Origin of the sequence: Micromonospora sp. NPDC023633 (assembly GCF_040640035.1) — a bacterium.
In the GTDB taxonomy this organism is placed as follows: domain Bacteria; phylum Actinomycetota; class Actinomycetes; order Mycobacteriales; family Micromonosporaceae; genus Micromonospora.
The window spans coordinates 113518-139746 of record NZ_JBFABB010000001.1; the positions used below are offsets into that span (position 1 = coordinate 113518).

At 70.3% G+C, this 26229-nt stretch carries 27 protein-coding genes and 2 tRNA genes; 15 read left to right on the plus strand and 14 right to left on the minus strand.

The window, feature by feature from the left end; all coding sequences use genetic code 11:
- Nucleotides 1-26 precede the first annotated feature (26 nt).
- From AB0G13_RS00580 to AB0G13_RS00595, 4 genes are all read left to right on the plus strand, one after another.
- Nucleotides 27-584, plus strand: a complete 558-nt coding sequence (locus AB0G13_RS00580; protein ID WP_357866766.1) for a GrpB family protein — start codon at nucleotides 27-29, stop codon at nucleotides 582-584.
- 158 nt (nucleotides 585-742) lie between these two features.
- Nucleotides 743-1276 (plus strand): VOC family protein, encoded by a 534-nt coding sequence (locus tag AB0G13_RS00585; protein WP_357866893.1) that lies wholly within the window; start codon nucleotides 743-745, stop codon nucleotides 1274-1276.
- Nucleotides 1276-1464: a VOC family protein gene (locus AB0G13_RS00590; protein WP_357866769.1), complete on the plus strand. Its 189-nt coding sequence runs from the start codon at nucleotides 1276-1278 to the stop codon at nucleotides 1462-1464. Before AB0G13_RS00585 ends, AB0G13_RS00590 begins: the two co-directional genes overlap by 1 nt.
- Nucleotides 1465-1845: 381 nt before the next feature.
- Nucleotides 1846-2615 (plus strand): IS5 family transposase gene (locus AB0G13_RS00595; protein WP_357866894.1). Its coding sequence is split into 2 segments (ribosomal slippage): nucleotides 1846-2140 and nucleotides 2140-2615, totalling 771 coding nucleotides; the frame shifts between segments, so codons are not numbered across the junction.
- 135 nt (nucleotides 2616-2750) lie between these two features.
- On the opposite strand, the gene AB0G13_RS00600 is transcribed toward AB0G13_RS00595, so the two are convergent.
- Complete coding sequence (locus AB0G13_RS00600) at nucleotides 2751-3386, minus strand: hypothetical protein (protein ID WP_357866772.1); 636 nt, start codon at nucleotides 3384-3386, stop codon at nucleotides 2751-2753.
- A 675-nt stretch (nucleotides 3387-4061) separates the two neighbouring features.
- Between AB0G13_RS00600 and AB0G13_RS00605 the strand changes: the two genes are divergently transcribed.
- The gene (locus AB0G13_RS00605; RefSeq protein WP_357866775.1) at nucleotides 4062-4205 is read left to right on the plus strand and encodes a hypothetical protein; all 144 of its coding nucleotides are present in this window, start codon (nucleotides 4062-4064) and stop codon (nucleotides 4203-4205) included.
- A gap of 454 nt (nucleotides 4206-4659) precedes the next feature.
- Nucleotides 4660-5943 carry a site-specific integrase gene (locus AB0G13_RS00610; RefSeq protein ID WP_357866778.1) on the plus strand — a complete coding sequence of 428 codons (1284 nt, stop codon included), beginning with the start codon at nucleotides 4660-4662 and terminating at the stop codon, nucleotides 5941-5943.
- 17 nt (nucleotides 5944-5960) lie between these two features.
- Here the strand turns inward: AB0G13_RS00610 and AB0G13_RS00615 are convergent.
- From AB0G13_RS00615 to gyrB, 6 genes are all read right to left on the minus strand, one after another.
- Nucleotides 5961-6033: transfer RNA gene (locus AB0G13_RS00615), tRNA-Ala, on the minus strand.
- Nucleotides 6034-6074: 41 nt separating this feature from the next.
- Nucleotides 6075-6203, minus strand: a complete 129-nt coding sequence (locus tag AB0G13_RS00620; RefSeq protein WP_231920970.1) for a DLW-39 family protein — start codon at nucleotides 6201-6203, stop codon at nucleotides 6075-6077.
- A gap of 43 nt (nucleotides 6204-6246) precedes the next feature.
- Nucleotides 6247-6320: transfer RNA gene (locus AB0G13_RS00625), tRNA-Ile, on the minus strand.
- A 221-nt stretch (nucleotides 6321-6541) separates the two neighbouring features.
- Nucleotides 6542-7453 carry a DUF3566 domain-containing protein gene (locus tag AB0G13_RS00630; protein WP_357866780.1) on the minus strand — a complete coding sequence of 304 codons (912 nt, stop codon included), beginning with the start codon at nucleotides 7451-7453 and terminating at the stop codon, nucleotides 6542-6544.
- Between the two features lie 4 nt (nucleotides 7454-7457).
- A complete protein-coding gene (gene gyrA / locus AB0G13_RS00635) occupies nucleotides 7458-9977 on the minus strand; it encodes a DNA gyrase subunit A (RefSeq protein ID WP_357866783.1) in 2520 nt (839 codons plus the stop codon).
- 130 nt (nucleotides 9978-10107) lie between these two features.
- On the minus strand, nucleotides 10108-12054 hold the full coding sequence (gyrB, locus tag AB0G13_RS00640; RefSeq protein WP_357866786.1) for a DNA topoisomerase (ATP-hydrolyzing) subunit B: 1947 nt from the start codon (nucleotides 12052-12054) through the stop codon (nucleotides 10108-10110).
- 506 nt (nucleotides 12055-12560) lie between these two features.
- Here gyrB and AB0G13_RS00645 point away from each other — a divergent pair.
- Nucleotides 12561-13115 carry a hypothetical protein gene (locus tag AB0G13_RS00645; RefSeq protein ID WP_357866789.1) on the plus strand — a complete coding sequence of 185 codons (555 nt, stop codon included), beginning with the start codon at nucleotides 12561-12563 and terminating at the stop codon, nucleotides 13113-13115.
- Here the strand turns inward: AB0G13_RS00645 and AB0G13_RS00650 are convergent.
- Nucleotides 13100-13579 (minus strand): MarR family transcriptional regulator, encoded by a 480-nt coding sequence (locus AB0G13_RS00650; RefSeq protein ID WP_357866792.1) that lies wholly within the window; start codon nucleotides 13577-13579, stop codon nucleotides 13100-13102. The genes AB0G13_RS00645 and AB0G13_RS00650 overlap by 16 nt on opposite strands.
- Nucleotides 13580-13673: 94 nt before the next feature.
- Between AB0G13_RS00650 and AB0G13_RS00655 the strand changes: the two genes are divergently transcribed.
- Complete coding sequence (locus AB0G13_RS00655) at nucleotides 13674-13901, plus strand: hypothetical protein (RefSeq protein WP_357866795.1); 228 nt, start codon at nucleotides 13674-13676, stop codon at nucleotides 13899-13901.
- Between the two features lie 3 nt (nucleotides 13902-13904).
- Here AB0G13_RS00655 and AB0G13_RS00660 read toward each other — a convergent pair whose 3' ends face one another.
- The 5 genes from AB0G13_RS00660 to dnaA all read right to left on the minus strand — a co-directional run bounded on the left by AB0G13_RS00660 (nucleotide 13905) and on the right by dnaA (nucleotide 20383).
- Entirely contained in the window at nucleotides 13905-14519 is a 615-nt protein-coding gene (locus AB0G13_RS00660; protein ID WP_357866798.1) for a DciA family protein, read from the minus strand.
- Complete coding sequence (recF, locus tag AB0G13_RS00665; protein WP_357866801.1) at nucleotides 14509-15642, minus strand: DNA replication/repair protein RecF; 1134 nt, start codon at nucleotides 15640-15642, stop codon at nucleotides 14509-14511. Before recF ends, AB0G13_RS00660 begins: the two co-directional genes overlap by 11 nt.
- A 17-nt stretch (nucleotides 15643-15659) precedes the next feature.
- The gene (gnd, locus tag AB0G13_RS00670; protein ID WP_357866804.1) at nucleotides 15660-16532 is read right to left on the minus strand and encodes a phosphogluconate dehydrogenase (NAD(+)-dependent, decarboxylating); all 873 of its coding nucleotides are present in this window, start codon (nucleotides 16530-16532) and stop codon (nucleotides 15660-15662) included.
- A gap of 41 nt (nucleotides 16533-16573) precedes the next feature.
- The gene (dnaN, locus tag AB0G13_RS00675) at nucleotides 16574-17707 is read right to left on the minus strand and encodes a DNA polymerase III subunit beta (protein ID WP_357866807.1); all 1134 of its coding nucleotides are present in this window, start codon (nucleotides 17705-17707) and stop codon (nucleotides 16574-16576) included.
- 840 nt (nucleotides 17708-18547) lie between these two features.
- On the minus strand, nucleotides 18548-20383 hold the full coding sequence (gene dnaA, locus AB0G13_RS00680) for a chromosomal replication initiator protein DnaA (RefSeq protein WP_357866810.1): 1836 nt from the start codon (nucleotides 20381-20383) through the stop codon (nucleotides 18548-18550).
- Nucleotides 20384-21018: 635 nt separating this feature from the next.
- On the opposite strand from dnaA, the gene rpmH reads away from it, so the two are divergent.
- The 6 genes from rpmH to rsmG all read left to right on the plus strand — a co-directional run bounded on the left by rpmH (nucleotide 21019) and on the right by rsmG (nucleotide 24614).
- Nucleotides 21019-21156, plus strand: coding sequence for a 50S ribosomal protein L34 (rpmH, locus tag AB0G13_RS00685; RefSeq protein ID WP_089002791.1), 138 nt, complete (start codon nucleotides 21019-21021; stop codon nucleotides 21154-21156).
- Between the two features lie 36 nt (nucleotides 21157-21192).
- On the plus strand, nucleotides 21193-21609 hold the full coding sequence (gene rnpA / locus AB0G13_RS00690; RefSeq protein WP_357866813.1) for a ribonuclease P protein component: 417 nt from the start codon (nucleotides 21193-21195) through the stop codon (nucleotides 21607-21609).
- 44 nt (nucleotides 21610-21653) lie between these two features.
- Nucleotides 21654-21893 (plus strand): membrane protein insertion efficiency factor YidD, encoded by a 240-nt coding sequence (gene yidD / locus AB0G13_RS00695; protein ID WP_357866897.1) that lies wholly within the window; start codon nucleotides 21654-21656, stop codon nucleotides 21891-21893.
- A gap of 3 nt (nucleotides 21894-21896) precedes the next feature.
- Nucleotides 21897-22877, plus strand: coding sequence for a membrane protein insertase YidC (gene yidC, locus AB0G13_RS00700; RefSeq protein ID WP_357866816.1), 981 nt, complete (start codon nucleotides 21897-21899; stop codon nucleotides 22875-22877).
- A gap of 215 nt (nucleotides 22878-23092) precedes the next feature.
- A complete protein-coding gene (locus AB0G13_RS00705) occupies nucleotides 23093-23683 on the plus strand; it encodes a R3H domain-containing nucleic acid-binding protein (protein WP_357866819.1) in 591 nt (196 codons plus the stop codon).
- A 217-nt stretch (nucleotides 23684-23900) separates the two neighbouring features.
- Nucleotides 23901-24614, plus strand: a complete 714-nt coding sequence (gene rsmG, locus AB0G13_RS00710; RefSeq protein WP_357866900.1) for a 16S rRNA (guanine(527)-N(7))-methyltransferase RsmG — start codon at nucleotides 23901-23903, stop codon at nucleotides 24612-24614.
- A gap of 351 nt (nucleotides 24615-24965) precedes the next feature.
- On the opposite strand, the gene AB0G13_RS00715 is transcribed toward rsmG, so the two are convergent.
- Nucleotides 24966-25244 (minus strand): hypothetical protein, encoded by a 279-nt coding sequence (locus tag AB0G13_RS00715; RefSeq protein ID WP_357866912.1) that lies wholly within the window; start codon nucleotides 25242-25244, stop codon nucleotides 24966-24968.
- On the opposite strand from AB0G13_RS00715, the gene AB0G13_RS00720 reads away from it, so the two are divergent.
- The gene (locus AB0G13_RS00720; protein WP_357866903.1) at nucleotides 25132-26208 is read left to right on the plus strand and encodes a ParA family protein; all 1077 of its coding nucleotides are present in this window, start codon (nucleotides 25132-25134) and stop codon (nucleotides 26206-26208) included. The two genes, AB0G13_RS00715 and AB0G13_RS00720, sit on opposite strands and share 113 nt — an antisense overlap.
- Nucleotides 26209-26229: the final 21 nt, after the last annotated feature.

Sequence of the window (26229 nt, forward strand, 5' to 3'; positions counted from 1 at the left end):
CACAGCTTCTCTGGCAGGGTGCTCGTGTGTCGGACAGCCATGGCAGCGAGGCGCACGAGGTCAACGCCCCCGTTCACGTCGAGCCCTACGACGCGGCATGGCCCGAGCGGTTCGCCACCGAGGCCGCCGTGATCGGTCGGACCATCGGCCCCTGGATCACCGGCGGCGTCCACCACGTGGGCAGCACCGCAGTACCCGGCCTCGCCGCCAAACCGGTCATCGACATCATGGTCGGCGTGGCAGACCTTGAGCTGTCGCGTCCCTGCATCGAGCTGCTGAAGCCTCTGAGCTACTGCTACTGGCCCTACCGCGCCGAGGTCATGCACTGGTTCTGCAAGCCACGCCCCGGCCATCGCACCCACCACCTGCACCTGGTGCCGACCGGCTCGCCGCGCTACCTGAACGTCCTGGCGTTCCGGGACTACCTACGAGCCCATCCTGACGCCCGTGCCGACTACGAGGCCCTCAAGCGAGAGTTGGCCAGCCGCTTCCCGGACGACCGTGAGGCGTACACCGAGGGCAAGACGGAGCTCATCGGCAAGCTGACCGAGGCGGCCCGGGCCTGGGCCACAGCCAGGACATGAAGGGCGGCAATCCCGACAACGCGATGGGACGACCGGCACCTTGCGGCAGCCGGCGAAAAACCTGGCTGCGGGTGACGCGGGCTCACCCGTAGGCGCCGATCGACCGGCTGGCACGGCGTCCCGTGTCGACAGCCGTCGGATCGGAGATGAGCAGAGGGATGACCTGCCAACTGTTCGCACTCAGCTTCGATGCGAGCGAGCCGCTGAGCCTCGCCCGGTTCTGGTCCGGGGTCCTGGGTTGGGACCTGGCCGACGAACCACACGACGGTGTCACGCTCCTACCCAGCGACGACACCGGGTTCCGGCTCCGCTTCCTCCCGACCCGAAGCCGGAAGGTCGGCCAGAACCGGATGCACTTCGATCTGACGAGTACGTCCCTGGAGGACCAGCAGCAGACGGTGGCCAGAGCGCTGGGACTTGGCGCCCGGCACATCGACGTCGGGCAACGTCCCGAGGAAGACCACGTGGTGCTCGCCGACCCCGAGGGCAACGAGTTCTGCGTCATCGAACCGGCAACAACTTCCTCGCCGACTGCGGATTCGTCGGCGCGCTGGCCTGCGACGGTTCGCAGGAGGTCGGATACTTCTGGAGCGAGGCGCTGGGATGGCCGCTGGTCTGGGATCAGGACCAGGAGACCGCGATCCGTTCACCGCACGGCGGTCCGAAGATCACGTAGGGTGGTCCACCGCTGATGCCGAAGACGGGCAAGCAACGCCTGCGCTTCGACCTCGCTCCACCGGTCCACGGTGAACAGCAGGCGGAGGTCGAGCGTCTGCTCTCCCTCGGGGCGACCCGAATCGACATCGGCCAGGGCGAGGTCAGCTGGGTGGTGCTGGCCGACCCCGATGGCAACGAGTTCTGTGTGTTGACGCCCCGGTAGCCCGACCAGGGGCCGGCGGGCGGTGGTCTTACACTCGGGGTCGAGATCAACCAAGGAAGTGCTGGTGGAGCCCAGGGGGCTCGAACCCATAACCCCTGCCTTGCAAAGGCGGCTCGGCTCCGTGGCCGGTTGCCGATCAATCTCGGCGATTGCCGTTGGAGTCAACGACCTTACTGTCTTGTACCGACGGCTGTCGATCATTGTCGCGCGTCTTGCTGACTTATTGCTGACGCTCCGAGGAGTCGGCCCGAGGCGACCCAGCCATCGCGGGTGCCGTTAAGAGCGTGTCTCGGGTGGCGGTTGGGTGGCCTGGTCTGGTAGATCGTTTCTACTGTGGACGAGCGGTTGATCCTGCAATGGGTGCCTGACGAGTTGTAGGACCTGGCCGGTCCGTTGATCCCACCACCGTCTCGCCGTCCGCAGGGTGGAGGCACGCCGCCGATCGACGCGCGGGCGGTGTTCGCCGCGATCGTGTACGTGTTGACCACCGGCTGCGCGTGGCGGCACCTGCCACCCGGGTTCGGAGTCTCCAAGGCCACCGCGCACCGCCGGTTCGTCGCGTGGACCAGAGCGGGCCTCTGGCGCAGGCTGCACGTCGCCGCCTTGGACCAGTTGGGCGCGCAGGGGTTGATCGACTGGTCTCGTGCTACCGCCGACGCCGCGTACGTGCGGGCGAAAAGGGGGGCGCTCTGACCGGTCCGAGTCCGGTCGACCGAGGCAAGCCCGGCAGCAAGATCCACGCCCTGTCCGAGCGCGGCGGGCTCCCGCTGTCTGTCGGCGTGTCCGCCGCGAACACCCACGACAGCCGCTGCCTGGAGTCTCTCGTTCAGGCCATCCCCGCCGTCAAGTCCCAGCGCGGGCCCCGCCGACGACGCCCGAACAAACTGCACGCCGACAAGGGATACGACTACCCGCACCTACGCCGCATGCTCCGCGCCCGCGGCATCCGACCCCGCATCGCCCGCCGCGGCATCGAATCCCCCCACCGCCTTGGCCGACACCGATGGGTCATCGAGCGGACCTTCGCCTGGCTCACCGGCTACCGCCGGCTGACCATCCGCTACGAACGCGACCCCGGCCTGTACTGCGCATTCGTCACCCTCGCTGCCGCCCTGACCTGCCACAAGCGCTACCTCAAACTCACCACCTGAGACACGCTCTAAGTGCTCTCAGACACCGCCCTCCATGTCAACCTTTCCCCGTGCCGGAGCCGGCACGACGATGGCCCCGGCGTGGAGCGCCGGGGCCATCGAGCGAGCCCATCTCATCGCGATGGGTACTGGTCATCAGCTCCCGGAATCTGGCCACAGGTACAGGTCGTGCCACAGTCCTTGACCGTCAATCTCCAACTGCTGGCTGCTGCCCGAGAGGCTGGGCGGGCCGGCGTAAGTGCCGGTGAGCGTGTAAATGCCCGGGTCAATGGCGAACTGGAAGCTGCCGTCCGGGCCAGTAACAACTTCGATCCCGACCGGGTCCAGCCGGATCGTCGCCCCCGCCACCGGCAGCCAGGTGTTCATGTCGAGCGCCTGGCCCCTGAGGCTCCACAGGACGGACACCGTGAAGGATCCCTGGTTCATGGGACTGAGCCGGCCTTGGCGGTCGACTGCCACCGCGTACACCGGACGCTGACCGCTCACGTTGCCGACGTCGATCGTCACATTGGCCGCGCCATCAGGCCCCGCCGCGACGACGCTGCCCAGGTCGGTGCCGCCAACGCTGTACCGGTAGCTGGTCACCGAGGTGTCGCCGTTCGCGTCGAACCTGATGGCAAGCTGGCCGCCTTCGACCACGCTGTCCCCATTCGGGAAGCTGATCGCCGGCTGGAGGGGCGCCTTGGTCTTGACCGACCGCGTGACGGCCGCGGACGCGGGCGGCGCCAGCAGCGTCGCACCGGCGGCCAACAGCACCAGCGACGCAGTCATCGCAATGAGCCCACGGCGAGTAAGACGGGTGAGCGCACCCGAGGTTGATCCGATTAACATTCAAACCCCCGAATTATCAGAATGTCATAGCGTGGTCAAGTTAGTCGGCAAGATGATATCCGTCAACATCTTTCCAGCCAGAAATGGCCTGCTGTTTCTTCGGGTGTTGCTGGTCGCCGTCGATCACTATTGTTCGGCCCTTGACGGCCCGGTCACGGCCCAGACGGCCCGGCGGCGGCCCCCTGAGCGGCCGTCGTCGGCATGTCACGCAGTCAACTTGGGAATCGGATTAATTCACTGTGCTGGGCGTGGCGGCGCTGGCTGGTAGTCAGTACAGGAGGCAAGGTCGGCCGGCGAAGCCGGGGTCATATAAACCACGGTTGCGTCGTCACTGCGCTTGTTGCGCGGCCACCTACGGCCCTCTGGGTCCTTTGCCTCGATCGCCCGAACACGGCTTACCACTTCCGCAGGACCGGCCTCCGCGAGTAGGTCTAGAAGGCTCGACCAGGTCAAGACGTCGAACATGCGAACGAGACGCGCGGCGCCATCAGTCAGGATGGCACACCTGCGAAGGCCACGCAGAGGCAAAGCCCCGGTCAGCGCCTCTCGCACGACGGTGGGGTCCGCCGCAGCCGCCCAAAAGCCCTCCGGCATATTGCGGGCCGCCAACTCTGCGTGCTTCATGCGAACCATCGCATCGTTCTTCTGCTGACCCGATGGCTTGACGAGCTGCCCGAGGCCACCACCGAGGACGTGGGCCGGGAGCTGGACCGCCTCGAACAGCAGGAGCAGCGCCAGCGCCGCCGCAACGGCGCGTAGCCGCCCTCGGGGTCCGCTAGGTCTAGCCCCACCACCCGCTAGACCTAGCGGCCCACACCCCGCCCCACCTGGCACCTATCCGTCTATCCCCACCACCACCCGGCAGCCAGCAACCCTGCTGGAACACCTGCGCGCAGTGTTCCAGCCAGGGCTAGGCGTCACCCATCGATCCGCCAGCGACACCGCCAACATCAACCGTCAGTAACCAAATCAAACGGCCGCAGCGGCCCGCCGAGGGTGCTAGCCCTAGCAGCCCGCCCTGCTAGCGCTAGCAGACGTGCTAGCAGCCAATCGCCAACCCCACCAGCGACCTAGCAACTAGCAGCCCACCAGTGACAACACCCCGAACCCCGCCAGAACGCGAACCGAAACCCCCACAAGCCCTGCTAGCTATCTCACCAACGAAGGCCACAACAAGTAACGCACCGTCACGCCTATAAGGAGATTCAGAACCGTGGGACACATCGTCAAGACGCCCGCCGGCACCTTTCGCGCCAACTGGCGCGACCCGTCCGGCCGACAGAAGGCCAAGACCTTTCGAACGCGCAAGGAAGCCGCTGCGCAACTCGCCGCGACCGAGACGACCGTGGCTCAGGGGACGTACGTCGACCCCACGGCCGGCAAGACGCGGTTTGGTGCGTACGCCGAACGCTGGCTTGCCTCGCGTTCGGTGGAGGCAACCACGCTGGCCGCATGGAACTCGCGTCTGCGCGCTCGCCTGTTGCCGCAGTGGGCATCGTGGCCGGTCGGCCGGATTGACCATCTGGCGGTTCAGGAGTGGGTTACGCGCCTCGGGCGGGAGCTTTCGCCGGCCACCGTCGCGTCGTGTCACTCGCTGCTTTCGTCCGTCATGGCATCGGCTGTGCGTAGCCGGCTGATCGCGTTCAACCCTTGCGAGGGCGTTCGCCTACCGGCCCAGCGCAAGCGCGCGAGTGGGCAGCTCATGCTCACGCTCGACCAGGTGACGGAGCTACTTCTCCCGAGCACGCCCGAATGGCACCGCCCGGTCGTCGCTGCTGCCGCTGGTGCCGGGCTGCGGTGGGGTGAGTGCCTCGGGCTGCGGTGGGCGGACCTCGACCTGCCCGACGACGAGGACCAGGACGCGACGCTGACCGTTCGGCGCGTCGTGATCGAGGTCAACGGGCACCCGGCGGACAAGCCGTACCCGAAGACGGCCCAGAGCCGCCGCGTGGTCCCCGTGCCGTCGTTTCTGCGCGCCGAGCTGGTGCGCCACCGCGACCGGGTAGACGCTGACGCGGCCGATCGGGTCTTCACCAACCGATCAGGTGACCCAATGTTGCGGAGCAACTTCCGGCGCCAGGTGTGGCGGCCCGCGCTGGTTCGCGCCGGACTGCTCGGTGCGGTGACGGAGACGGGGCCGGACCGGTTCCGGGCCACCTGGCGCGACAAGGAAGGCGCGGAGTGGTCAGCCGAGTTCACGACCGAGCGGGACGCGGTGGCACATGTGGCGGTCAAGGCGGCTGGCGGGCTGAGGTTCCACGACCTGCGGCACGGGTACGCGACGTGGCTCATCTCCAACGGCGTACCGGTGAACGTCGTCCAGGCGGTCATGGGGCACGAGCAGGCGTCGACCACGCTCAACCGCTACACGCATACTCCGGCCGACTTTCACCGGCTTGGGCGAGGGGTTTTCGCGGACTCTGCTGACGACTCGCTGACGACCGATGATGGTCGTCGATCCGACAACGAGGAACCGGCGGAGGGAGATGCCTCGTGACCTGCACGAGAGCTGAGTGGAGCCCAGGGGACTCGAACCCCTAACCCCTGCCTTGCAAAGGCAGTGCTCTGCCAGTTGAGCTAGGGCCCCCGGGGCGGACGATGCCACCGGTGCCGGCAGTGCCAGCGGGATCAGCGCAGGTCGGGCGCGGTGGTCGCCTCGTGCCAGAGGGCGCGCTCGTCGTTGGAAGCCTTGACCTTCCTGGCCACCACGGCTGCCACACCGACGATGCCGGCCAGGATCAGAAGCTTCTTGAACATGGGGCCTACCCCTCGTGCTCGACTGCCGTCGGACGATGTGCGGTGGGGCTAGCTGGAATCGAACCAGCGACCTCAGAGTTATCAGCTCTGCGCTCTAACCGACTGAGCTATAGCCCCGCGTGGCGACGAGCAAGGTTAACCCATCCGTCCGTCCGGCCCCAAATCGGGGGCCGGCGCGAGTTCCGGGCGTTGCCGTCGCCTCTGAACCTACCGGAGGCTTCGCGTCCGGCCCAGCCGATTACGCCGCCCGTACGGCCCGCCGAGACGCCCCGTGACGTCCCTGGGATGCACGAAAGCCGGGGCCCCGCGTTCGGCGGTGCCCCGGCTTCCGAGGTGGTTCAGTCGCGCTCGGCGAGGGTCAGCTCGATGCCGCCGACCAGGTCCGCGCAGACGTTGTAGACGAACGCCCCGAGCGTGGCGAGCGCCGTGAACAGCACGACGTTGACCAGGCCGATCAGCGCCGAGCTGAGGATCACGCCCTTGGCGGTGATCTGGAAGCCGCTGGTGCTCTGGCCGCCGCCCGCGCTGACCAGGTCGGTCAGGCTGTCGTTGACGCTGGTGAACACGCCCATCGCGTCGAGGGCCAGGTAAAGCACCGAGGTGGCCACCACCACGACGATGAAGAGCACCACCGAGACCGCGAACGCGAACTTCATGACGGACCAGGGGTCGATCCGCTTGAGGTTCAGCCGGGCCCGGCGCGGTCCGCGCGACGCGGCCGAGCTGACCGACGTACGCGCGGCGCGTACCGCATCACCCACGCGTGCCGCCCCGACGGCGGCGGCGCCGCCGATCCCCGGCGGCAGGCCACCCCCGTTGGCCGGGCGGCCTGCTCCGGTCGGCCGGGCGCCGTCCGGCTGCGGCTTCGCGGTGCCCGTGACGCGGGGCTGGGTGCCGGTGGCGCCCGTGACCCGCGGCTGTGTCCCGGTGGTGCCGGTCGACTGGCCGGCACCGACCTTCAGCGGCTGGGTCGTCGTCGGTGTGGCGGCGGCCGGCTTGGCGGCGGGGGCCGGCTTGTCGACCCCCACCGTCTCGGTCCTGTCCGCGGCGTCCCCGTCCTCGGAGGGCTTGTCCGGAGGTGGTGTCATTCCGGGGGCCCGGGTGAATTTCGGGGCAGGCGCGTCGGCGGGGACGGTGGCCCGACCCACGGCCGCGCGGCCGGTCGCTGGTGTGCCGCTCTTCGCGGCCTCCTCGTCGACCGGGGTGGCCGAGGTCCCCGTGTTCCCCGACTTCGCCTGTGTCTCCGTCATTCAACTAGTCCTGTTCGTCAGGCTCGTCGGCATTGCGAGCAATCGCCACGATAGTCACGCCATCCGGAAGGTCCATCAGCTTGACCCCCATTGTGTTCCGGTCACGCGTGCGGCGTACAGGCTTCACCGGAGTCCGGATGACACCACCGTTGCTGGTGATCGCGAACAGCTCGTCGTCCGGGTCGATCACCACCGCGCCGACCAGACCACCGCGCCGCTCGGTGATCTTCGCAGTCAGCACGCCCTTACCTCCCCGGCCCTGCACGGGGTATTCCTCGATCGGGGTGCGTTTCGCGTATCCCCCGTTCGTGGCCACCAGGACGTCCAGCCCTTCGCGGACGACCTCCATGGCCAGCAGGACGTCGTCCTCGCTGAAGCGCATGCCGATCACGCCCGAGGTGGCCCGCCCCATCGGGCGCAGCGCCTCGTCGCTGGCGTTGAACCGGATCGCCTGCGCGTTCTTCGAGACCAGCAGCAGATCCTCCTCCGGCGCGACGAGCGCCGCCCCGACCAGCTCGTCCTCGTCGCGCAGGTTGATCGCGATGATGCCGCCGGACCGGGGGGAGTCGAACTCCTCGAGCCGAGTCTTCTTCACCAGGCCGTTCTTCGTGGCAAGTACCAGGTAGGGGGCCACCTGGTAGTTCGGAATCTCGATGATCTGCGCGATCTGCTCGTCGGGCTGGAACGCGAGCAGGTTGGCCACGTGCTGGCCCTTGGCCACCCTACTGGCCTCGGGAAGCTCGTATGCCTTCGCCCGGTAGACGCGCCCCTTGTTGGTGAAGAAGAGCATCCAGTCGTGGGTCGAGCATACGAAGAAGTGGCTGACGATGTCGTCCTGCCGGAGCGTCGCCCCGCTGACGCCCTTGCCGCCGCGCCGCTGGGACCGGTAGAGATCCACCTTGGTCCGCTTCGCGTAGCCCGTGCGGGTGATCGTGACGACCACGTCCTCGCGGGCGATGAGGTCCTCCATGGAGACCTCGCCCTCGAACGGCACGATCTTGGTGCGCCGTTCGTCGCCCCACTTGGCGACGATCTCGCCCAGCTCCTCCGAGACGATCCTGCGCTGCCGCTCGGGCTTGGCGAGGATGTCCTTGAGGTCGGCGATCTCCAGCTCCAACTTGGCCAGGTCGTCGAGGATCCGCTGCCGCTCCAGCGCGGCGAGCCGGCGCAGCTGCATGTCGAGGATCGCGGTCGCCTGGATCTCGTCGATCTCCAGCAGCCGGATCAGGCCCTGCCGGGCGTCCTCGACGGTGGGCGAGCGCCGGATCAGGGCGATCACCTCGTCGAGGGCGTCCAGCGCCTTGGACAGACCGCGCAGGATGTGCGCCCGCTCCTCCGCCTTGCGCAGCCGGAACGCCGTCCGCCGGCGGATCACGTCGATCTGGTGCTCGACGTAGTAGCGAATGAACTGGGCCAGGTTGAGCGTGCGCGGCACCCCGTCGACCAGCGCCAGCATGTTGGCGCCGAAGGTCTCCTGGAGCTGGGTGTGCTTGTAGAGGTTGTTCAGCACCACCTTGGCGACCGCGTCGCGCTTGAGCACGAGCACGATCCGCATGCCGGTACGCCCGGAGGACTCGTCGCGGATGTCGGCGATGCCGGCGAGCTTGCCCTCCTTGATCAGCTCGGCGATCCGCTCGGCCAGGTTGTCCGGGTTCACCTGGTAGGGCAGCTCGCTGACGACCAGGCAGGGGCGGCCCCGCTTGTCCTCCTCGACCTCCACCACGGCCCGCATCCGGATCGACCCGCGCCCGGTGCGGTACGCGTCCTGGATCGCCTGCGTGCCCACGATCAGGCCGTGGGTGGGGAAGTCGGGCCCCTTGACGATCTCCAGCAGCGCGTCGAGGGTGGTGGCCTCGTCCTCCTCCGGGTGCTCCAGGCACCACTGCACGGCCGCGCCGATCTCGCGCAGGTTGTGCGGCGGAATCTTGGTGGCCATGCCGACCGCGATGCCTTCGGAGCCGTTGACGAGGAGGTTCGGAATCCGCGACGGCAGGATGGTGGGCTCCTTGGCCCGGCCGTCGTAGTTGTCCTGGAGGTCGACGGTGTCCTCGTCGATGTCCCGCAGCATCTCCATGGCCAGCGGGTCGAGCTTGCACTCGGTGTAGCGCATGGCGGCGGCCGGGTCGTTGCCCGGCGAGCCGAAGTTGCCGTTGCCGTCGACCAGCGGGTAGCGCAGCGACCAGGGCTGCGCCATCCGGACCAGGGCGTCGTAGATCGCCGAGTCGCCGTGCGGGTGGAACTGGCCCATCACGTCGCCGACCACGCGGGAGCACTTCACGTAGCCCCGGTCCGGCCGGTAGCCGGAGTCGAACATGGCGTAGAGGATCTTGCGGTGGACCGGCTTGAGCCCGTCCCGGACGTCCGGCAGCGCCCGCCCGACGATGACGCTCATCGCGTAGTCGAGGTAGGAGCGCTGCATCTCCACCTCGAGCCCGACCGGTTCGATGCGGTCGTGCGCGACGACGGCGGCGATGGTCTCGGGAACCTCGGGCTCGTTCGGTGTGGACTCGGGGATATCGGTCACTGTTAACCCTTATCAGACTCAGAGTCGTTTTCGTGCTGTGGATAACGGCTGTGGATACCGGCCGCGCTGTGGATAACTCTGTGGATCGGCGGGCTGGCCGGTGGACGACCGGCCGGCCCGCCGAGATCCATCAGATGTCCAGGAAACGGACGTCCTTGGCGTTGCGCTGGATGAACGAGCGGCGCGCCTCGACGTCCTCACCCATCAGCACGCTGAACAACTCGTCGGCGGTGGCCGCGTCGTCGAGCGTGACCTGACGCAGCGTACGCGTCGCCGGGTTCATCGTGGTCTCCCACAGTTCGGGGTAGTTCATCTCGCCGAGGCCCTTGAAGCGCTGGATATCGTCCGGCTTCGCGTTCGGCTTCTTCTGCTGGCGCAGCGCGATCAGGCCGTCCCGCTCGCGGTCCGAGTACGCGTACTGCGCGTCGTCGCCCCGCTTGTTCCACTTGATCTTGTAGAGCGGCGGGGCGGCCAGGTAGACGTGCCCCATCTCGACCAGCGGGCGCATGAAGCGGAACAGCAGCGTGAGCAGCAACGTCTGGATGTGCTGGCCGTCGACGTCGGCGTCGGCCATCAGCACCACCTTGTGGTAGCGCAGCTTCTCCATGTCGAAGTCGTCGTGGATGCCGGTGCCCAACGCGGTGATCAGCGCCTGGACCTCGTTGTTCTTGAGCACCCGGTCGATCCGGGCCTTCTCCACGTTGAGGATCTTGCCCCGGATCGGCAAGATCGCCTGGGTACGCGGGTCGCGCCCCTGCTTGGCCGAGCCGCCGGCCGAGTCGCCCTCGACGATGAAGACCTCGGACTCGCGCGGGTCGGTGGACTGGCAGTCGGCCAGCTTGCCCGGCATCGAGCCGGACTCCAGCAGGGACTTGCGCCGGGCCAGCTTGCGCGCCTGCTGCGCGGCGATCCGGGCCCGGGCGGCCTGGGACGCCTTCTGGATGATGATCTTCGCCTCGGCCGGGTTGCGGTCGAACCAGTCGACCAGCCACTCGTTGCAGACCCGCTGCACGAAGCTCTTCACCGGGGTGTTGCCCAGCTTGGTCTTGGTCTGGCCCTCGAACTGCGGGTTGGCCAGCTTGACCGAGATGATGGCGGCCAGGCCCTCGCGGATGTCCTCGCCGGAGAGCTTCTCGTCGCCCTTGAGCAGCTTCTTGTCGGTGCCGTACCGGTTGACGACGCTGGTCAACGCGGACCGGAAACCCTCCTCGTGGGTGCCGCCCTCGTGGGTGTTGATCGTGTTGGCGAAGGTGTAGACCGACTCGCCGTACGACTCGTTCCACTGCATGGCGATCTCGACCGACATGCCATCCTCCTCGGCGCCGAACTCGACCACGGTCTTGTGGATCGGGTTCTTCGAGGCGTTGAGGTGCCGGACGAAGTCGGCGATACCGCCCTGGTAGCAGAAGGTGACCTCGCGCGGCTTGCCCTCCTCGCCCTCCGGGACCCGCTCGTCGAGCAGGTGGATGGTGAGGCCCCGGTTGAGGAAGGCCATCTCCTGGAGGCGCCGGTAGATGGTCTGGAAGTCGAAGTCGACCGTCTCGAACACGTCGGCGTCGGGCCAGAAGGCGACCGCGGAGCCGGTGCGGTCGGTCGACTCGCCCTTCTCCAGCGGGGTCGGCTTGGAGTTGTGGTACTGCTGCCGCCAGACGAAGCCGGACTTGTGGATCTCCACGGCCATCTTCGTGGAGAGGGCGTTCACCACGGAGACGCCGACGCCGTGCAGACCGCCGGAGACGGCGTACGCCTTGCCGTCGAACTTGCCGCCCGCGTGCAGCACGGTCAGCGCGACCTCGACACCCGGCTTCTTCAGCTTCGGGTGCAGGTCGACCGGGAAGCCCCGGCCGTTGTCGGTGACCCGGACCCCGCCGTCGGCGAGCAGCACCACGTCGATGGTGTCGCAGTGGCCGGCCAGCGCCTCGTCCACCGCGTTGTCGACGACCTCCCACACCAGGTGGTGCAGACCGCGCTCACCGGTCGACCCGATGTACATACCGGGGCGCTTCCGGACCGCCTCCAGCCCTTCGAGAACGGTGATCGACCCGGCGCCGTACTCCTGCTTGTCCTGCGCTGCCACCCTCGGCCACTTTCTCGCGCCGTCCGCGCCTGGTGGCGCGTCGGGCGCGGGTTCGGCGGACAGGACGCGACGTCGACGCGCAGACCGGCACCGGAGACAATTCCGGGGTACGGGTCGAACGCGCCGGTCGCCGCGGTTGCCCGCGGATCGCGATCGGCTCGACCCGACGTGGACGATGATCGCGGGCCCGCTCCGGGCCCGTGTCTCGTCGCTCCGCACCGGGTCTTCGTCTCGGGGTCAATCTTACTGTGCGCGGGCGACAGAACCACCACTCGGCACCCCTGCGAGGCGGCTGAGACCGACGTAGCCGGCCGAACCGCGCCGCCCGCGACTCCCCCTACACGCCAGGGGGCGATCGGGGGCGCCGCCGCCTGACGATCGGTGCCGGTCGGACGGGTGGGAACGCCACCGCCGCCACGCCGTCGGCCCGGCCTTGATCTTTTCCGGCCGGAACCGGACGATCGAGCCGATACGAACTACCCGTGCTCTCGAAGAGGTGACGCCAGATGGGGCTGGACAACGTCGCGGTGCATTGGCCGCGGACCGGCCGCTTCTACGACCCGGTCGCGCCGGCCGAGTTCGTCGACTTCGGCGACATCGTCGACATGCCCCGCATCTCCGCGCCCACCGCGGCGCTCGCCGAGCTGATCGCCAAGACCGGCACCGTGCGGGCGACCGCGTACACCGAACTGGTGGACCTGCTGCTCGGCCTGGAGGGTGTGCTCTACGCCACGGACGCGGCGGCCGAGGACGAGGATCCGGTGATCGATCCCGACGGCTGCGCCTGGATCGCCGGCGGCATCGAGCGGTTCGTGACGGGCCACCGCCCGCACGGCGAAGCCGTCACCTTCGACTCGGTGAGCCAGGTGCTGCGCTCGCTGCTCGCCGACGGGCGGCTGGCCGAACAGCAGCTGCGCTGGCTCGACAGCCGCCTGGACGCGCTGCGCGACGAGAGCGGCGAGCCGCCACAGTGGAACTTCACCTGCGCCGAGCTGGCCGTGCTGGCCGCCTTCTACCGGCGCTGCGCCGACCGCGGCTTCGCCGTCTACGCCGACGCCTGACCCCCCGCGGCGGAACCGCCCGCGCGGTTGGCGGCGTCGATGACCCGGGTCAGCACGGCGTGCAGGTGGCGCAGGTCCTCCACCGGCATGCCGAGCCGTTCGACGATCGCGGGCGGGATCTGCTCGGCGCGCTCCCGCAGGGCCTCGCCGGCGGCGGTCAGCGTCACCGCGAGGCTCCGCTCGTCGGCGGGATCGCGCTCGCGCCGGACGTAGCCGGTCGCCTCCAGCCGCTTGAGCAGGGGCGACAGGGTGCCCGGATCGAGCTGGAGCAGGCGGCTGAGGTCGCGTACGGACAGCGGCGCGTGCTGCCAGAGCGCGAGCATCACCAGGTACTGCGGGTGGGTCAGCCCCATCGGCTCCAGCAGTGGCCGGTAGACGGCGACCACGCCGCGCGCGGCGACGGAGAGCGCGAAGCACACCTGCTGTTCCAGCGCCAGGGGATCCCCGTCGAGCTGGTCGGTCACGGGCGGACCTCCTCCTCGTCGTTGCGAGCGTACCAATGATTGGTGTACCAATGGTTTGTACGCCAATCATCCACCGCGCACCGGAGGTCAGGCGATGACCGAGGAGAAGCCCACCCCGAAGGCCCCCGGCGAGGGCGGACGCCTGATGGCCTGGGCGTTCCGGCGCCTCGCGGGCCCGCCGGAGGTGCAGGGCGCGGTGCAGGGCGGCTCGAGCCACGCCCGGGAGGCGTGGAAGCAGGACCTGGAGCGACGCAAGCAGTGGAGCCGCGAGCAGCGGGAACGCAGGCGCGCCGAGCGGGAGGCCCGCCGCGAGGGGCACTGACCGTCAGCCGTAGGTGTCGCGCGGGCCGCGACCACGGACCCGGCGCGGGCCCTTCGACCAGGACGGCGCGGCGGGGCCGTGGATGTGCAGCTTGCGCACCACGTTGTGGCCGACCTCGCTGGCGATCTGCTTGAGCAGCGAGCCGGCCAGCAGCCGCAGCTGGGTGGCCCACGCGGTCGAGCGGGCCTCCACGGTCAGCTCGCCGTCCTCCAGCTTCACCGGACGGCTGTGCTGGGCCACCTCCGGGCCGACCACCCGCTCCCAGGCGCCGAACACCGTCGCCTCGGCCGCCGGCTGCTGCCAGCCACGCGCCTTGACGAGCCGGTTGAGCACCGCGCCGAGCGGCTGCGGATCTCGCGGGTCCGGCCCCGGGCCGGAGTATCCGCGCAGACGCCGCTGGCCGCCCTCGCCGTCGCCGCCCCCTCCCGGGGTACGCCGACGCGTGCGGGCCGCCGACTCCCGGCGGGCCCTCGCCGCGTCCAGCACCGCCCGCGCCAGTTCCGGGCCGCTCGCCCCGGCCGCCGCGTCGCCACCCGCCGCGTCGCCGACGTCCCCGCCGGTCGTTCCGCCGCCACGGCCCGGGCCGAGACGGGCCGGGGGAAGCTGCTCATCCGACACGTCGCACCGTCCCCTCGCCCACGGCGTACCGGGTGCCGCGCAGGGACACCGGCACGTCCTCGTCGACCGCACAGGTCACCAGCAGCTGACTCGCCCCGCCCACCAGCTCCGCCAGCCGCTCCCGACGCCCGGCGTCCAGCTCGGCGAAGACGTCGTCGAGCACCAGCACCGGCTCGATGCCGTCGGAGCGGAGCAGGTCGTAGCCGGCCAGCCGCAGGGCCAGGGCGTACGACCAGGACTCGCCGTGGCTGGCGTACCCCTTGGCGGGCAGCGGGCCCAGCGTCAGCGCCAGCTCGTCGCGGTGCGGGCCGACCAGGGTGGTGCCCCGCTCGATCTCGGCGCCGCGGGACTCGACGAGCGCGGCGGTCAGCGCCTCCGTCAGCGCCTCCCGGTCGGTGGTGGGCTCCGCCAGCTCCACCGACGGCCGGTACGCGATCCCGGCGGCTCCCCGTCCCGCCGCCACCGCGTCGTACGCCTTCGTCACGTGCGGCCCCAGCGCGGCGACCAGTTCCAGCCGGCCGGCGAGCAGCTCGGCGCCGTGTCGGGCCAGGTGCGTGTCCCAGACCGCCAGGGTCGACAGGTCCCCGCCCCGCGACCCGCCCGTCTTGCGGGCCAGGTACGCGGTGCGCAGCAACGCGTTGCGCTGCTTGACCACCCGCTCGTAGTCGGCCCGCACCCCGGCGTACCGGGGCTGGCGGCTGACCAGCAGGTCGTCGAGGTAGCGGCGGCGCTCGGCCGGGTCGCCCCGGACGAGTTCCAGGTCCTCCGGAGCGAACAGCACGAGCCGGAGCGCGCCGAGCACGTCCCGCGCCCGGCGGGCCGGCGACCGCCCCAGCCGGGCCCGGTTGGCCTTGCCCGGAACGATCTCCAGCTCCACCAGCAGCTCGCGACCCTCGTGCACGACCGCGCAGCGGATCACCGCCGAGGACGCGCCCATCCGGACGAGGGGGGCGTCCGTGGCGACCCGGTGCGAATCCAGGGTCGCCACGTAGCCCAGCGCCTCGACCAGGTTCGTCTTGCCGACGCCGTTGGCGCCGGTCAGGACGTTCGCCCCCGGCTCCAGGTCCACGCCGACCCGCTCGTACGAGCGGAAGTCGACCAGTTCGAGCCGGCGGACGTACACAGGTGCGTGGATGCCGGTCAGCGCTTGCGGACCGCATGCCCGCCGAACTGCTGACGCAGCGCGGCGACGGCCTTCATGGCCGGCGAGTCGTCCTGGCGGGAGGCGAAGCGGGCGAAGAGCGAGGCGGTGATCACGTTCAGCGGCACGGCCAGCCGGACCGCCTCGTCGACCGTCCACCGGCCCTCGCCCGTGTCCTCCGTGTAGCCGCTCAGCTCGGCCAGCTCCGGGTCCTCGTCGAGGGCCCGGTCCAGCAGGTCGAGCAGCCAGGAGCGGACCACGGTGCCCTCGCGCCAGGACTTGAACACCCCCGGCACGTTGGTGACCAGCTCGGACTTGGCCAGCAGCTCGTAGCCCTCGGCGTAGGCGTGCATCAGGCCGTACTCGATGCCGTTGTGCACCATCTTGGCGTAGTGCCCGGCGCCGACCGGCCCGGCGTGCACGAAGCCGAACTCGCCCTCGGGCTTCAGCGACTCGAAGATCGGCATGAGCCGGTCGACGTGCTCCTGGGCGCCGCCGACCATCAGCGCGTAGCCGTTCTGCCGCCCCCAGACGCCGCCGGAGACGCCGACGTCGAGGTAGCCGATGCCGCGCTCGTTCAGCCGCTCGGCGCGGGGCGCGTCGTCGCTGAAGCGGGAGTTGCCACCGTCGATGATGATGTCGCCCTCGCCGAGGACGTCGGCGAGCTCGTCGATGGTCGCGTCGGTGACGCCGGCGGGGACCATGACCCAGATCGCGCGGGGCGACTCCAGCTTCTCCGCCAGCTCCGCCAGGGTCGCGACATCGGTCAGCTCCGCGTTGTGGTCGAAGCCGACCACCTCGTGCCCGGCGGCGCGCAACCGCTCGCGCATGTTGCCGCCCATCCGGCCGAGCCCTACCAGGCCGAGCTGCATGTCTTCCTACCTCCGTGCGTCGGGGTCTTCTCGGGGTGCGATCAGCGGGAGACGCGGATCGGCATGATGAGGTATCGGTACCCGGGGATGACCTCGCCATCCTCACCGGCGGGCGAAATCACCGCGGGCTTGAAGGCGTCGACGAACGAGAGCACGGCGAACTGGGCCCCCAGGTTGGTCAGGCCGTCGATCAGGTACTGGGGGTTGAAGCCGATGGTCAGCGGGTCACCGGTGAAGGTGGCCTCCATCGCCTCGCTGGCCCGCGCCTCCTCGGTGCCGCCGGCCTCGACCACCAGGCCGTCGGCGCTGAAGCTGAGCAGCACCGGGGTGGTCCGCTCGGCGACCAGGGCGACCCGCTTGACGACCTCGATCAGGGTGCTGACGGGCACCCGCGCCTCGGCGTTGTGGGTGGCCGGGAAGAGCGAGCGCACCGGCGGGTAGTTCGCTCCGTCGAGCAGCCGGCTGGTGGTGCGCCGCGTGCCGCCGGCGAAGCCGATCATCCCCTCGCCGGCCGCGCCCTGGGAGAGCGCCATGGTGACCTGGCCACCGATCGGGCCGAGGGCCTTGGCGGTGTCGTGCAGGGTCCGGGCCGGCACGAGGGCGTTGATGCTCACCTCGGGGTCGTCCGGGTTCCACTCCATCTCGCGCAGGGCCAGCCGGTAGCGGTCGGTGGCGAGCATGGCCAGCGTCCCGCCGGAGAGCTCGAGGCGTACGCCGGTCATCATCGGCAGCGTCTCGTCGCGGCCGGCGGCGACGGCGACCTGGGCGACCGCGGCGGCGAAGGCGGCCGCGTCGACGGTGCCGGTGCTCTCGGGCATCTCCGGCAGGGACGGGTAGTCCTCGACCGGCATGGTGGGCAGGGTGAACCGGGCGCTGCCGCAGACCAGTTCGAGGTGGGCGCCGACGGCGGCGATGTCCACCGGCTTGGCGGGCAGCGCCTTGGTGATCTCGGCCAGCAGCCGGCCGGAGACCAGGGCGGCGCCGTCGGCGTCCCCCTGCACCTCGACGGTGACCTGGCTGGAGACCTCGTAGTCGAAGCCCGAAACCTGCAGGTTGCCGTCGGTGACGCGCAGCATCACGCCGGCGAGCACCGGTACGGACGGCCGGTTGGGCAGGCTCTTCGCGGTCCAGGCCACGGCCTCGGCGAGCGCGTCGCGCTCCACTCGGAACTTCATCAATGCCTCCGCGTCGACGTCAGCGACAACTCTCTCATGCCGACCGCTGCCTACCGACCCGCCTGTCCGTGCGGGTACCCATCGCACCTTAGGGCGCGTGGGCATCGGCTGTGCGCCCGACCCCGTGGACTTCCCCGGTGCCGGCCAGCCGTCCACGGCGGCGTTCCGGCCGATCCACAGGAAGTCCAACGGTGATGATTGGTTTTTGTTGTCTTAGAAGAGATAACTCGTCATCTTCATCGCACCTGTGCAAACTGTGGAGAACCCGCGTCTGCGCAGCTCAGACACGTTATCCACCGGTGGTTTACCTGTGGAGAACCCGGGGTACAACTCGTGTCCCGGTCCACAGGCGGCCGGCGCCCCCAGGTTGTCCACCGTTATCCACCGGTTATCCACCGGTAATCCACCGACTTTCTCCCCAGTCCTGTGGACAGGCGGAAGCCGTGCGGAGGGCGTCATCCCCAGAACCTTCAACAGGTTCCCCACAGGCCGACCGTCGTCGGTGGACAACCAGCGGGTTGTCCCCAGGCGTCCACAGGCTTGTCCCCAGGGTTTTTCCACAACCTGTGGGTAACCGGGCCGTGGACGGACGGTAGTTTTCCACAGCCGGTGGACAACGGGCTGTGGACAACGATCCGGGCGGTGGACGGACACGGCTCGGATCCTGTGGTCTCCACCATGTCGAGGGTCAAGCCGGACCGGCTGTGGAGAACGAAAAACGCCCGGCCGACTGGTCCGGCCGGGCGCGTCCCTCGCCCCTCTCCGCCGCGAGCGGGCGGGCGTACGCGACGACGACTCCGGTTCGGCGCGGCCGTCGCCGCGCCGACCTGAAGCCGTCGCTCAGGTGTTCTGCTTGATCCGGTTGGTCAGCTCCGCGATCTGGTTGTAGAGCGACCGGCGCTCGGCCATCTGCTGGCGGATCTTGCGGTCGGCGTGCATCACGGTGGTGTGGTCCCGGCCGCCGAAGGCCTGCCCGATGCGGGGCAGCGACAGGTCGGTCAGCTCCCGGCACAGGTACATGGCCACCTGGCGGGCGTTCACCAGCACCCGGGAGCGGGAGTGGCCGCGCAGGTCCTCCAGGCTCACCCCGAAGTAGTCGGCGGTGGAGACCATGATCTGGTCGGCGGTGATCTCCGGCCCGGTGCCGTCCGGGATGAAGTCCCGCAGCACCTCCTCCGCCAGCGACAGCTCGACCGTGGAGCGGGTCAGGCTGGCGAACGCCGTGACCCGGATCAGCGCGCCCTCCAGCTCCCGGATCGAGTTCGACACCCGCGAGGCGATGAACTCCAGCACGTCCGGCGGGGCGTAGAGGCGCTCCTGCGCCGCCTTCTTCTGCAGGATCGCGATCCGGGTCTCCAGGTCCGGCGGCTGGATGTCGGCGAGCAGCCCCCACTCGAAGCGGGTACGCAGCCGGTCCTCCAGCGTCGCGAGCTGCTTCGGCGACCGGTCGGAGGTGATCACGATCTGCTTGTTGGCGTTGTGCAGCGTGTTGAACGTGTGGAAGAACTCCTCCTGCGTGCGCTCGCGGTTCTCCAGGAACTGGATGTCGTCGATCAGCAGGATGTCGACGTCGCGGTAGCGCCGCTGGAACGCACTGGTCTTGTCGTCCCGGAGCGAGTTGATGAAGTCGTTCGTGAACTCCTCGGTCGAGACGTACCGGACCGAGCGCGCGTTGCCCAGCGTCGTGGCGTAGTGCCCGATGGCGTGCAGCAGGTGCGTCTTGCCCAGCCCCGAGCTGCCGTAGATGAACAGCGGGTTGTACGCCTTCGCCGGCGACTCGGCGACCGCGACGCTCGCCGCGTGGGCGAAGCGGTTGGACGAGCCGATGACGAACGTCTCGAACATGTACTTCGGGTTGAGCCGGTTGCCGCCGCTGTCGGCGCCGGGCATGCGGCGGTCGTCCCGGCCACCGGGCCGGTGATCCGCGCCACCGCGTCCGGGCCCGTTGTCGGTGCCGGTGTCGCGGGGCAGGGCCCGGATCACGTGCTGGTCCCGGGGGGAGACGGCGTCCTCGCGGTAGCGCGGCTCGTACCCCCGGTTGTCGGCGGTCGGCGGGTCCAGCCGGGCGGCCTGCTCGTCGTAGCCCCGGCGCTCGGCCGGGTGCCGCAGCGGTGCCGACCGGTCGGGGCGCGGCGGCTCGGCGAAGGCGGTGCTGAACAGGGCCTCCTGCCCGCCCCGCTCGCCCGGCCGGTGCCCGTCGTCGCCCGGGGCCGGGGACGACGCGTCGGTCCGCCGCTGGGGGTGCGCCTGCTCGGGGATGAGCGGCGGCGGCCCGGCGTCGAGGGCCCCGCCGTCGCGCTGCCCGGTCATCCCGTCGTAGCCCGCGTCGTAGCCGAGCGGCCCGCCGTCGTGGTCGGCCGGCCCGGGCTCGGGAACGCTGCGGTAGACGGTCCCCGCCGGACGGCCGGAGCCGTCCTCGGGCACGCGCACGGTCACCGCGACCTGGATCGGCCGGCCCAGCCGACGGGTGAGCGCGTCCGTGATCGCCGGGCGCAGGCGGGACTCGATCACGTCCCGGGTGAAGGCGTCCGGGACGGAGAGCAGGGCGGTGTCCTCGACGATGGCCCGCAGTCGGGTCAGCCGCAGGTACGCGCGCTGCTGCGCGGAGATGATCTCGTCGGCGAGCTCGTCGGTCGTCGCTGTCCACACCGCGGCAAGGTCGGTCGTACCGGTCACCGTCGTGCCACCCCCCTCGCCTCTGCTCCGCCGACGCCGCCGGTCTTCTCCGGTCGGCCGTCCCGGGCCCGCCGCGTTCGCGCGGGTGGAACGACACCCACCGGACGACCGACCGGTCCTCGTCCACAAGTTATCCACAGCCTGTGTACGCACCGATTGTGGCCGCCCGCCGGATGCGGGTCGGACCTGCCCCCTGCCTGAACGGGCGCTGAAGCGGGTTCACCGTGCCGAACGATTCACTGCCTTGTCCGGTCTTGCCCGCCGGCGACGACCGGACCTTTCGACGCTGACCGCAATCGGGCACGGTAACAGCGTTGTCCGCGCGCCATCAACCGCCGACGCGCGGCGACCCTTGCCGACATCAGCGAAAACCGCCGCTTCGGTCGCCGGAGAGGCCCGGTGTCCGCCCTGCTGGGAGTGTTTGACGGTGGTTGCCGCCCTGCGTAGGCTGGAACGGCTGCTCTCTCGCCCTCTGCTAGGGTGATAGGTGCTTGCTGTCCGCGGGTGCTTCCCCGCATCGCCGAGGTTCCGCGCCGCCGGGCAGCACCGATCGGGGGCCACCGCCGAGGTGGCCTGGACCACCACACGATCCCGGCGACCCCTCGCCCGGGGCGTACGAAAACGGAGAGCCTGACGTGAGCAAGCGCACCTACCAGCCGAACAACCGCCGGCGCGCGAAGACCCACGGCTTCCGGCTGCGCATGCGCACCCGTGCCGGCCGCGCCATCCTTTCGACCCGTCGCTCCAAGGGCCGCGCCCGCCTGTCGGCCTGAGGCCGACCGGGTCAGGTCCGGGGGACGTGGGCAGTCGTGCTGGCGGCCGCACAGCGACTGCGGCGCAGCACTGACTTCGCCGCAGCGGTCCGGGGTGGTCGACGCGCCGGCCGTGGCGCGCTCGTCGTCCATCTGAGCCTGCCGACAACCCCCGATCCCGCGACAGCAACCTCGCCGGAGCCGGCGCGGAGCAGCGGTACGGAGCAACCCTCCGCACCAGCCCGCGCCGGCTTCGTCGTGTCCAAGGCCGTCGGGAACGCCGTGGTTCGCAACCGGGTCCGGCGTCGCCTGCGGCACCTGGTCCGCGAACGGCTGGCCGGTCTGCCCACGGGAAGCACCCTGGTCGTACGCGCGCTGCCCGCCGCGGCCGACGCGTCGTACCCACGACTCGGCGCCGATCTGGACGCGGCGATCGCCGCCGCGAAGGTGCCCCGCGGCCGGCGGTCCCGGTGACCAGCGGACCGACCGAGCCCCGGCCGACGACGGTCGGTGCCCGGGTGCTGAGCGGGCCGGTCATCGCGTACCGTCGGTGGATAAGTCCGGCTCTGCCGGCCCGCTGCCGGTTCTACCCGTCGTGCAGTGCCTACGCCCTGGAGGCGGTGGCGGTGCACGGCGCGATCCGGGGAGCTGGCCTGACGGCCCGGCGGTTGTTGCGCTGCCACCCCTTCCACCCAGGTGGACACGACCCGGTGCCGGAGCCGGGCGGCCGCCGCCGTGCCGATGTGACTGGAGCCTGAGAATTGAGTCTCGACTGGATCTACTACGCGATTTCGTGGATCCTGCTGGCCTGGCATGGGGCCTGGGACGCCATCGGGGTGCCGGACGCGGCGGTGATCGGCACCAACTGGGCCTGGATCCTCGCCATCGTCTTCCTGGTGGTCACCGTCCGGGTGATCCTCTTCCCGGTCTTCGTCAAGCAGATCAAGTCGCAGCGCGCGATGCAGGCGCTCCAGCCGCAGGTGAAGGCGCTGCAGGAGAAGCACAAGGGTGACCGGGAGACGCTCCAGAAGGAGATGATGGAGCTCTACCGGAAGGAAAAGGCCAACCCGCTCATGGGCTGCCTTCCGATGTTCCTCCAGATTCCCGTTTTCCTGGGCCTCTTCCACGTGCTCCGCCGCCTCGACCCGGCCAACGGGGGCAAGACCCTCTACGGCTGGACGCTCGGCCAGTTCGAGAGCGCCTCGGCCGCGAAGCTCTTCACCGCCCCGATCGCCGGCAAGTTCGGCTCCACCGCCGAGGAACTGGCCCGGCTCGGTGCCAACGGCACCACCGTGAAGGTCATCGCCGGCATCCTGGTCCTGGTGATGATGGGCACCACCTACCTCACCAGCCGCCAGATGATCCTCAAGACCGGCTGGGCCGAGGACCCGCAGCAGCGGATGATCCAGAAGCTGATGCTCTACGGCATCCCGCTGTCGCTGCTCGTCTCCGGCGCGATCTTCCCGATCGGTGTGATCATCTACTGGGTCACGAACAACCTCTTCACCCTCGGCCAGCAGCAGTGGGTGCTGCGGAAGTTCCCGCCGCCGCAGACCGCCACCAGCAAGCCGGGCACCTCGGCCCGCAACCCGGTGCAGCCGGCGAAGACGGGCGGCCTGCTGGGGCGCGGCAAGTCGGCCCCCCCGGCCCCGGCCAAGCCGGTCGCGCCGAAGGTCGCCGGCCCCAAGCCGGGCGCCAAGCCGGTCAACCCCAAGAAGGGCCCCGCCAAGCGGCAGGGCTGAGGACATCCGGGCCGCCGTCGGGAGACCGGCGGCGGCCCGTTCCGCACCGCGCAGCCGCCGTACGGCCGGCGCCGGGCGGAACCGCCGCGCGCGGCGCGGCCACGGGCGAGACTGCCCGTACGACAGACGTGCCCGTGGGCACCGGCGACCTCCCGCCGGCCCCCGGGAAACCAGCGGACCCGACGGTCCGGCCGAGCGAGTACGGAGATGAGACCGTGACCGACACCAGCACCCCCCGCGCGGACCAGTCCCTGGACGAGGAGGGGACCGAGCCGACCGCGGTGAACGGCGAGCCCGAGGAGACCGACGAGGAGTCGGGCACCCGGGAGAAGAAGGCCGTCGGCGAGAGCGAGCTGTTCCGGCAGAGCGAGATCGCGGCCGACTACGTCGAGGGCCTGCTCGACATCCTCGACTACGACGGCGACATCGACGAGCTGGTCTCCGGCGGCCGCCCCGTCGTCGAGGTGGTCGGCGGCCGGTTGCAGAACCTGGTCGGCCAGCGCGGCGCCACGCTGGAGGCGCTCCAGGAGCTCGCCCGGCTGGCCGTCTTCCGGCAGACCGGCACCCCGAGCCGGCTGCTGCTCGACGTCGGCGGCTACCGGGCGACCCGCCGCAAGGAACTCGCCGCCGTCGCCAAGAACGCCGTCGAGAAGGTCAAGGAGCACGGCGAGCCCGTGCACCTGGAGCCGATGTCCGCGTTCGAGCGCAAGTGCGTGCACGACGTGGTCAACGCCATGAGCGGCGTGGAGAGCGAGTCCGAGGGCGTCGAGCCGAACCGTCGCATCATCGTCCGGCCGGCGGACTGACCAGGTGACCCACGACGACACCACGGCCGGCGCCGTGGACGGCCCGGGTGGCACGCCGCCCGGGCCGTCGCCTGTCCGGCCCGAGCCGACCCTGACCCCCGACGCCGCTTCGCCTTCGGCCGTGGCTCCTGAGGCCGCCCCGTCCCCGGCCGTGGCTTCGGACGGCGCGCCGTCCCCGGCCGAGGCTTCGAACGGCGCCCCGTCTCCGACCGACGCCGTGCTGCCACCGGAGCTGGCCGGTGCGGCGCGCATCCTCTTCGGCGACCGGATCGACCTGGCCGCCGCGTACGCCGAACTGCTCGCCACCGACGGCGTGGTCCGCGGCCTGATCGGGCCGCGCGAGGCCCCCCGGATCTGGGATCGCCACCTGCTCAACTGCGCGGCGGTGGCCGAGCGGATTCCGGAGGGTGCGACGGTGCTCGACGTCGGTTCCGGGGCCGGACTGCCCGGCCTGGTGCTGGCCATCGCGCGACCCGACCTGACGGTGACCCTGATCGAACCGCTCTCCCGGCGCACCTCCTTCCTCATCGAGGCGGTGCAGCACCTCGGGCTGGCGAAGATGGTCCGGGTCTTCCGGGGGCGGGCCGACGAGGCGGCGACGGGGTCGACGGGCGTCGGCCCGTTGAGCGGGGACGTGGTCACCGCCCGCGCCGTCGCGCCGCTGGACCGGCTCTCGACGTGGTGCCTGCCGCTGGTCGTTCGCGGTGGTCGGCTGATCGCACTGAAGGGTGCGTCCGCCGCCGACGAGGTTGCCGAGCACGCGCAGACCGTGGCCCGGCTCGGCGGCGGCGAGCCCGAGGTGCACCGCTGCGGCGAGGGAGTGATCGATCCGCCGACGACGGTGGTGGAGATCGTGCGGGAGCGCGTGGTCGGTCCGACCCGGCCGAAGGCCGCGAAGAGGTCGCGCGGCGGCCGGTCCCGGCGGCGTTGAGTCCCTCTCGGACATTCGCGCCGGATGTCCACGTACCGGCTTCCCGGCCGGCGGTTGCGTCGTTGAACCGGTGCGGGTGGACGGAAGGATGAGAACCCGACGTGGACCGGCTGCGCCCGTGAGCCGTAGGCTGGCTTCGCGTCGATAGTGTGGAGCGGACGGCGACGGACGTTCACCGGTCCCGCCGCTCCCGCCGGGCCGTATGCTCCGCGGCGCGATCGCGTACGGCCAGTTGACGGGGTGCGGACCGACCATCCGAAGCGGGCAGGGATGACAGGTGCATGACGACGGAAGGTACGACGATCCACGCGTGACCGGGTCAGCGGGCGACCCCGTTTCACGTGAAACCGACTACCCGAGCTGGTCGCCCGACGGGCCGTCCCGCGGCCACTCGATCCGACCGCCGGGCGGCGACGCGGCCCTCCGACCGGGCGGTGTCGAGCCGATCGTGCCGGAGCCTCCGGCGGCCCGCGCCACACCCGACGTGTCGCGGGCCGGCAACTCGGCCGGCGGCCGGGTGATTCCCATCCGGCGCAACGCCTCGGCCTCGGCCCGGTTCGAGTCCGCCGTGCCGCAGCAGCCCACCCCGGACTCCGTGCCGGACGCGACCCCCGAACCCGTTCCCGTCACCGACACGTCCGCGCCCCCGGCCGGCTCCCCCGGAGCCACTGCCGCCGAGGCCGCGTACGTTTCACGTGAAACCCCGACGCGCGAAGAGGATGACCCACCGTTGGCTATGGAGGCGATGCGCGCCGTGCAGATCCTTAATCCGAGTGGCGAGGTGACGATGCCTCGACCGGAACGGACCAGGGTCATGTGCGTCGCGAACCAGAAGGGCGGCGTGGGGAAGACCACGACCACGGTGAACCTTGCGGTGGCGCTCGCCCTGCACGGCAACCGGGTGCTGGTGGTCGACCTGGACCCGCAGGGCAACGCCTCCACCGGGCTGAACGTCCCGCACCACACCGGCGTGCCGGACGTCTACGACTGCCTCATCAACAGCGTGCCGCTGGAGGAGGTCGCCCAGGGCGTCGAGGGCATCCCCAACCTCTGGTGCGTACCGGCGACGATCGACCTCGCCGGCGCGGAGATCGAGCTGGTGTCGGTGGTCGCCCGCGAGTCCCGGCTGGCCCGGGCGATCGCCGCCTACCCCGGTCACTTCGACTACGTCTTCATCGACTGCCCGCCCTCGCTCGGCCTGCTCACGGTCAACGCGCTCGTGGCCGCGCAGGAGGTGCTCATTCCGATCCAGTGCGAGTACTACGCGCTGGAGGGGCTGAACCAGCTGATCAACAACATCAACCTGGTTCGCCAGCACCTCAACCCCAAGCTCGACGTCTCCACCATCCTGCTCACCATGTACGACCGGCGGACCCGGCTGGCCGACGCCGTGGAACAGGACGTGCGGAACCACTTCGGCGACAAGGTGCTCCAGGCGGTCATCCCCCGCAACGTCCGCGTCTCGGAGGCACCCAGCTACGGCCAGTCGGTGGTGACCTACGATCCGGGATCGCGGGGGGCGACGAGCTACTTCGAAGCCGCCCAGGAGATCGCCGAGCGTGGCGTCAAGGAGCCGGTGGGCCGGAATGCGTAGTGCGGAACAGTCGCTGGGAGG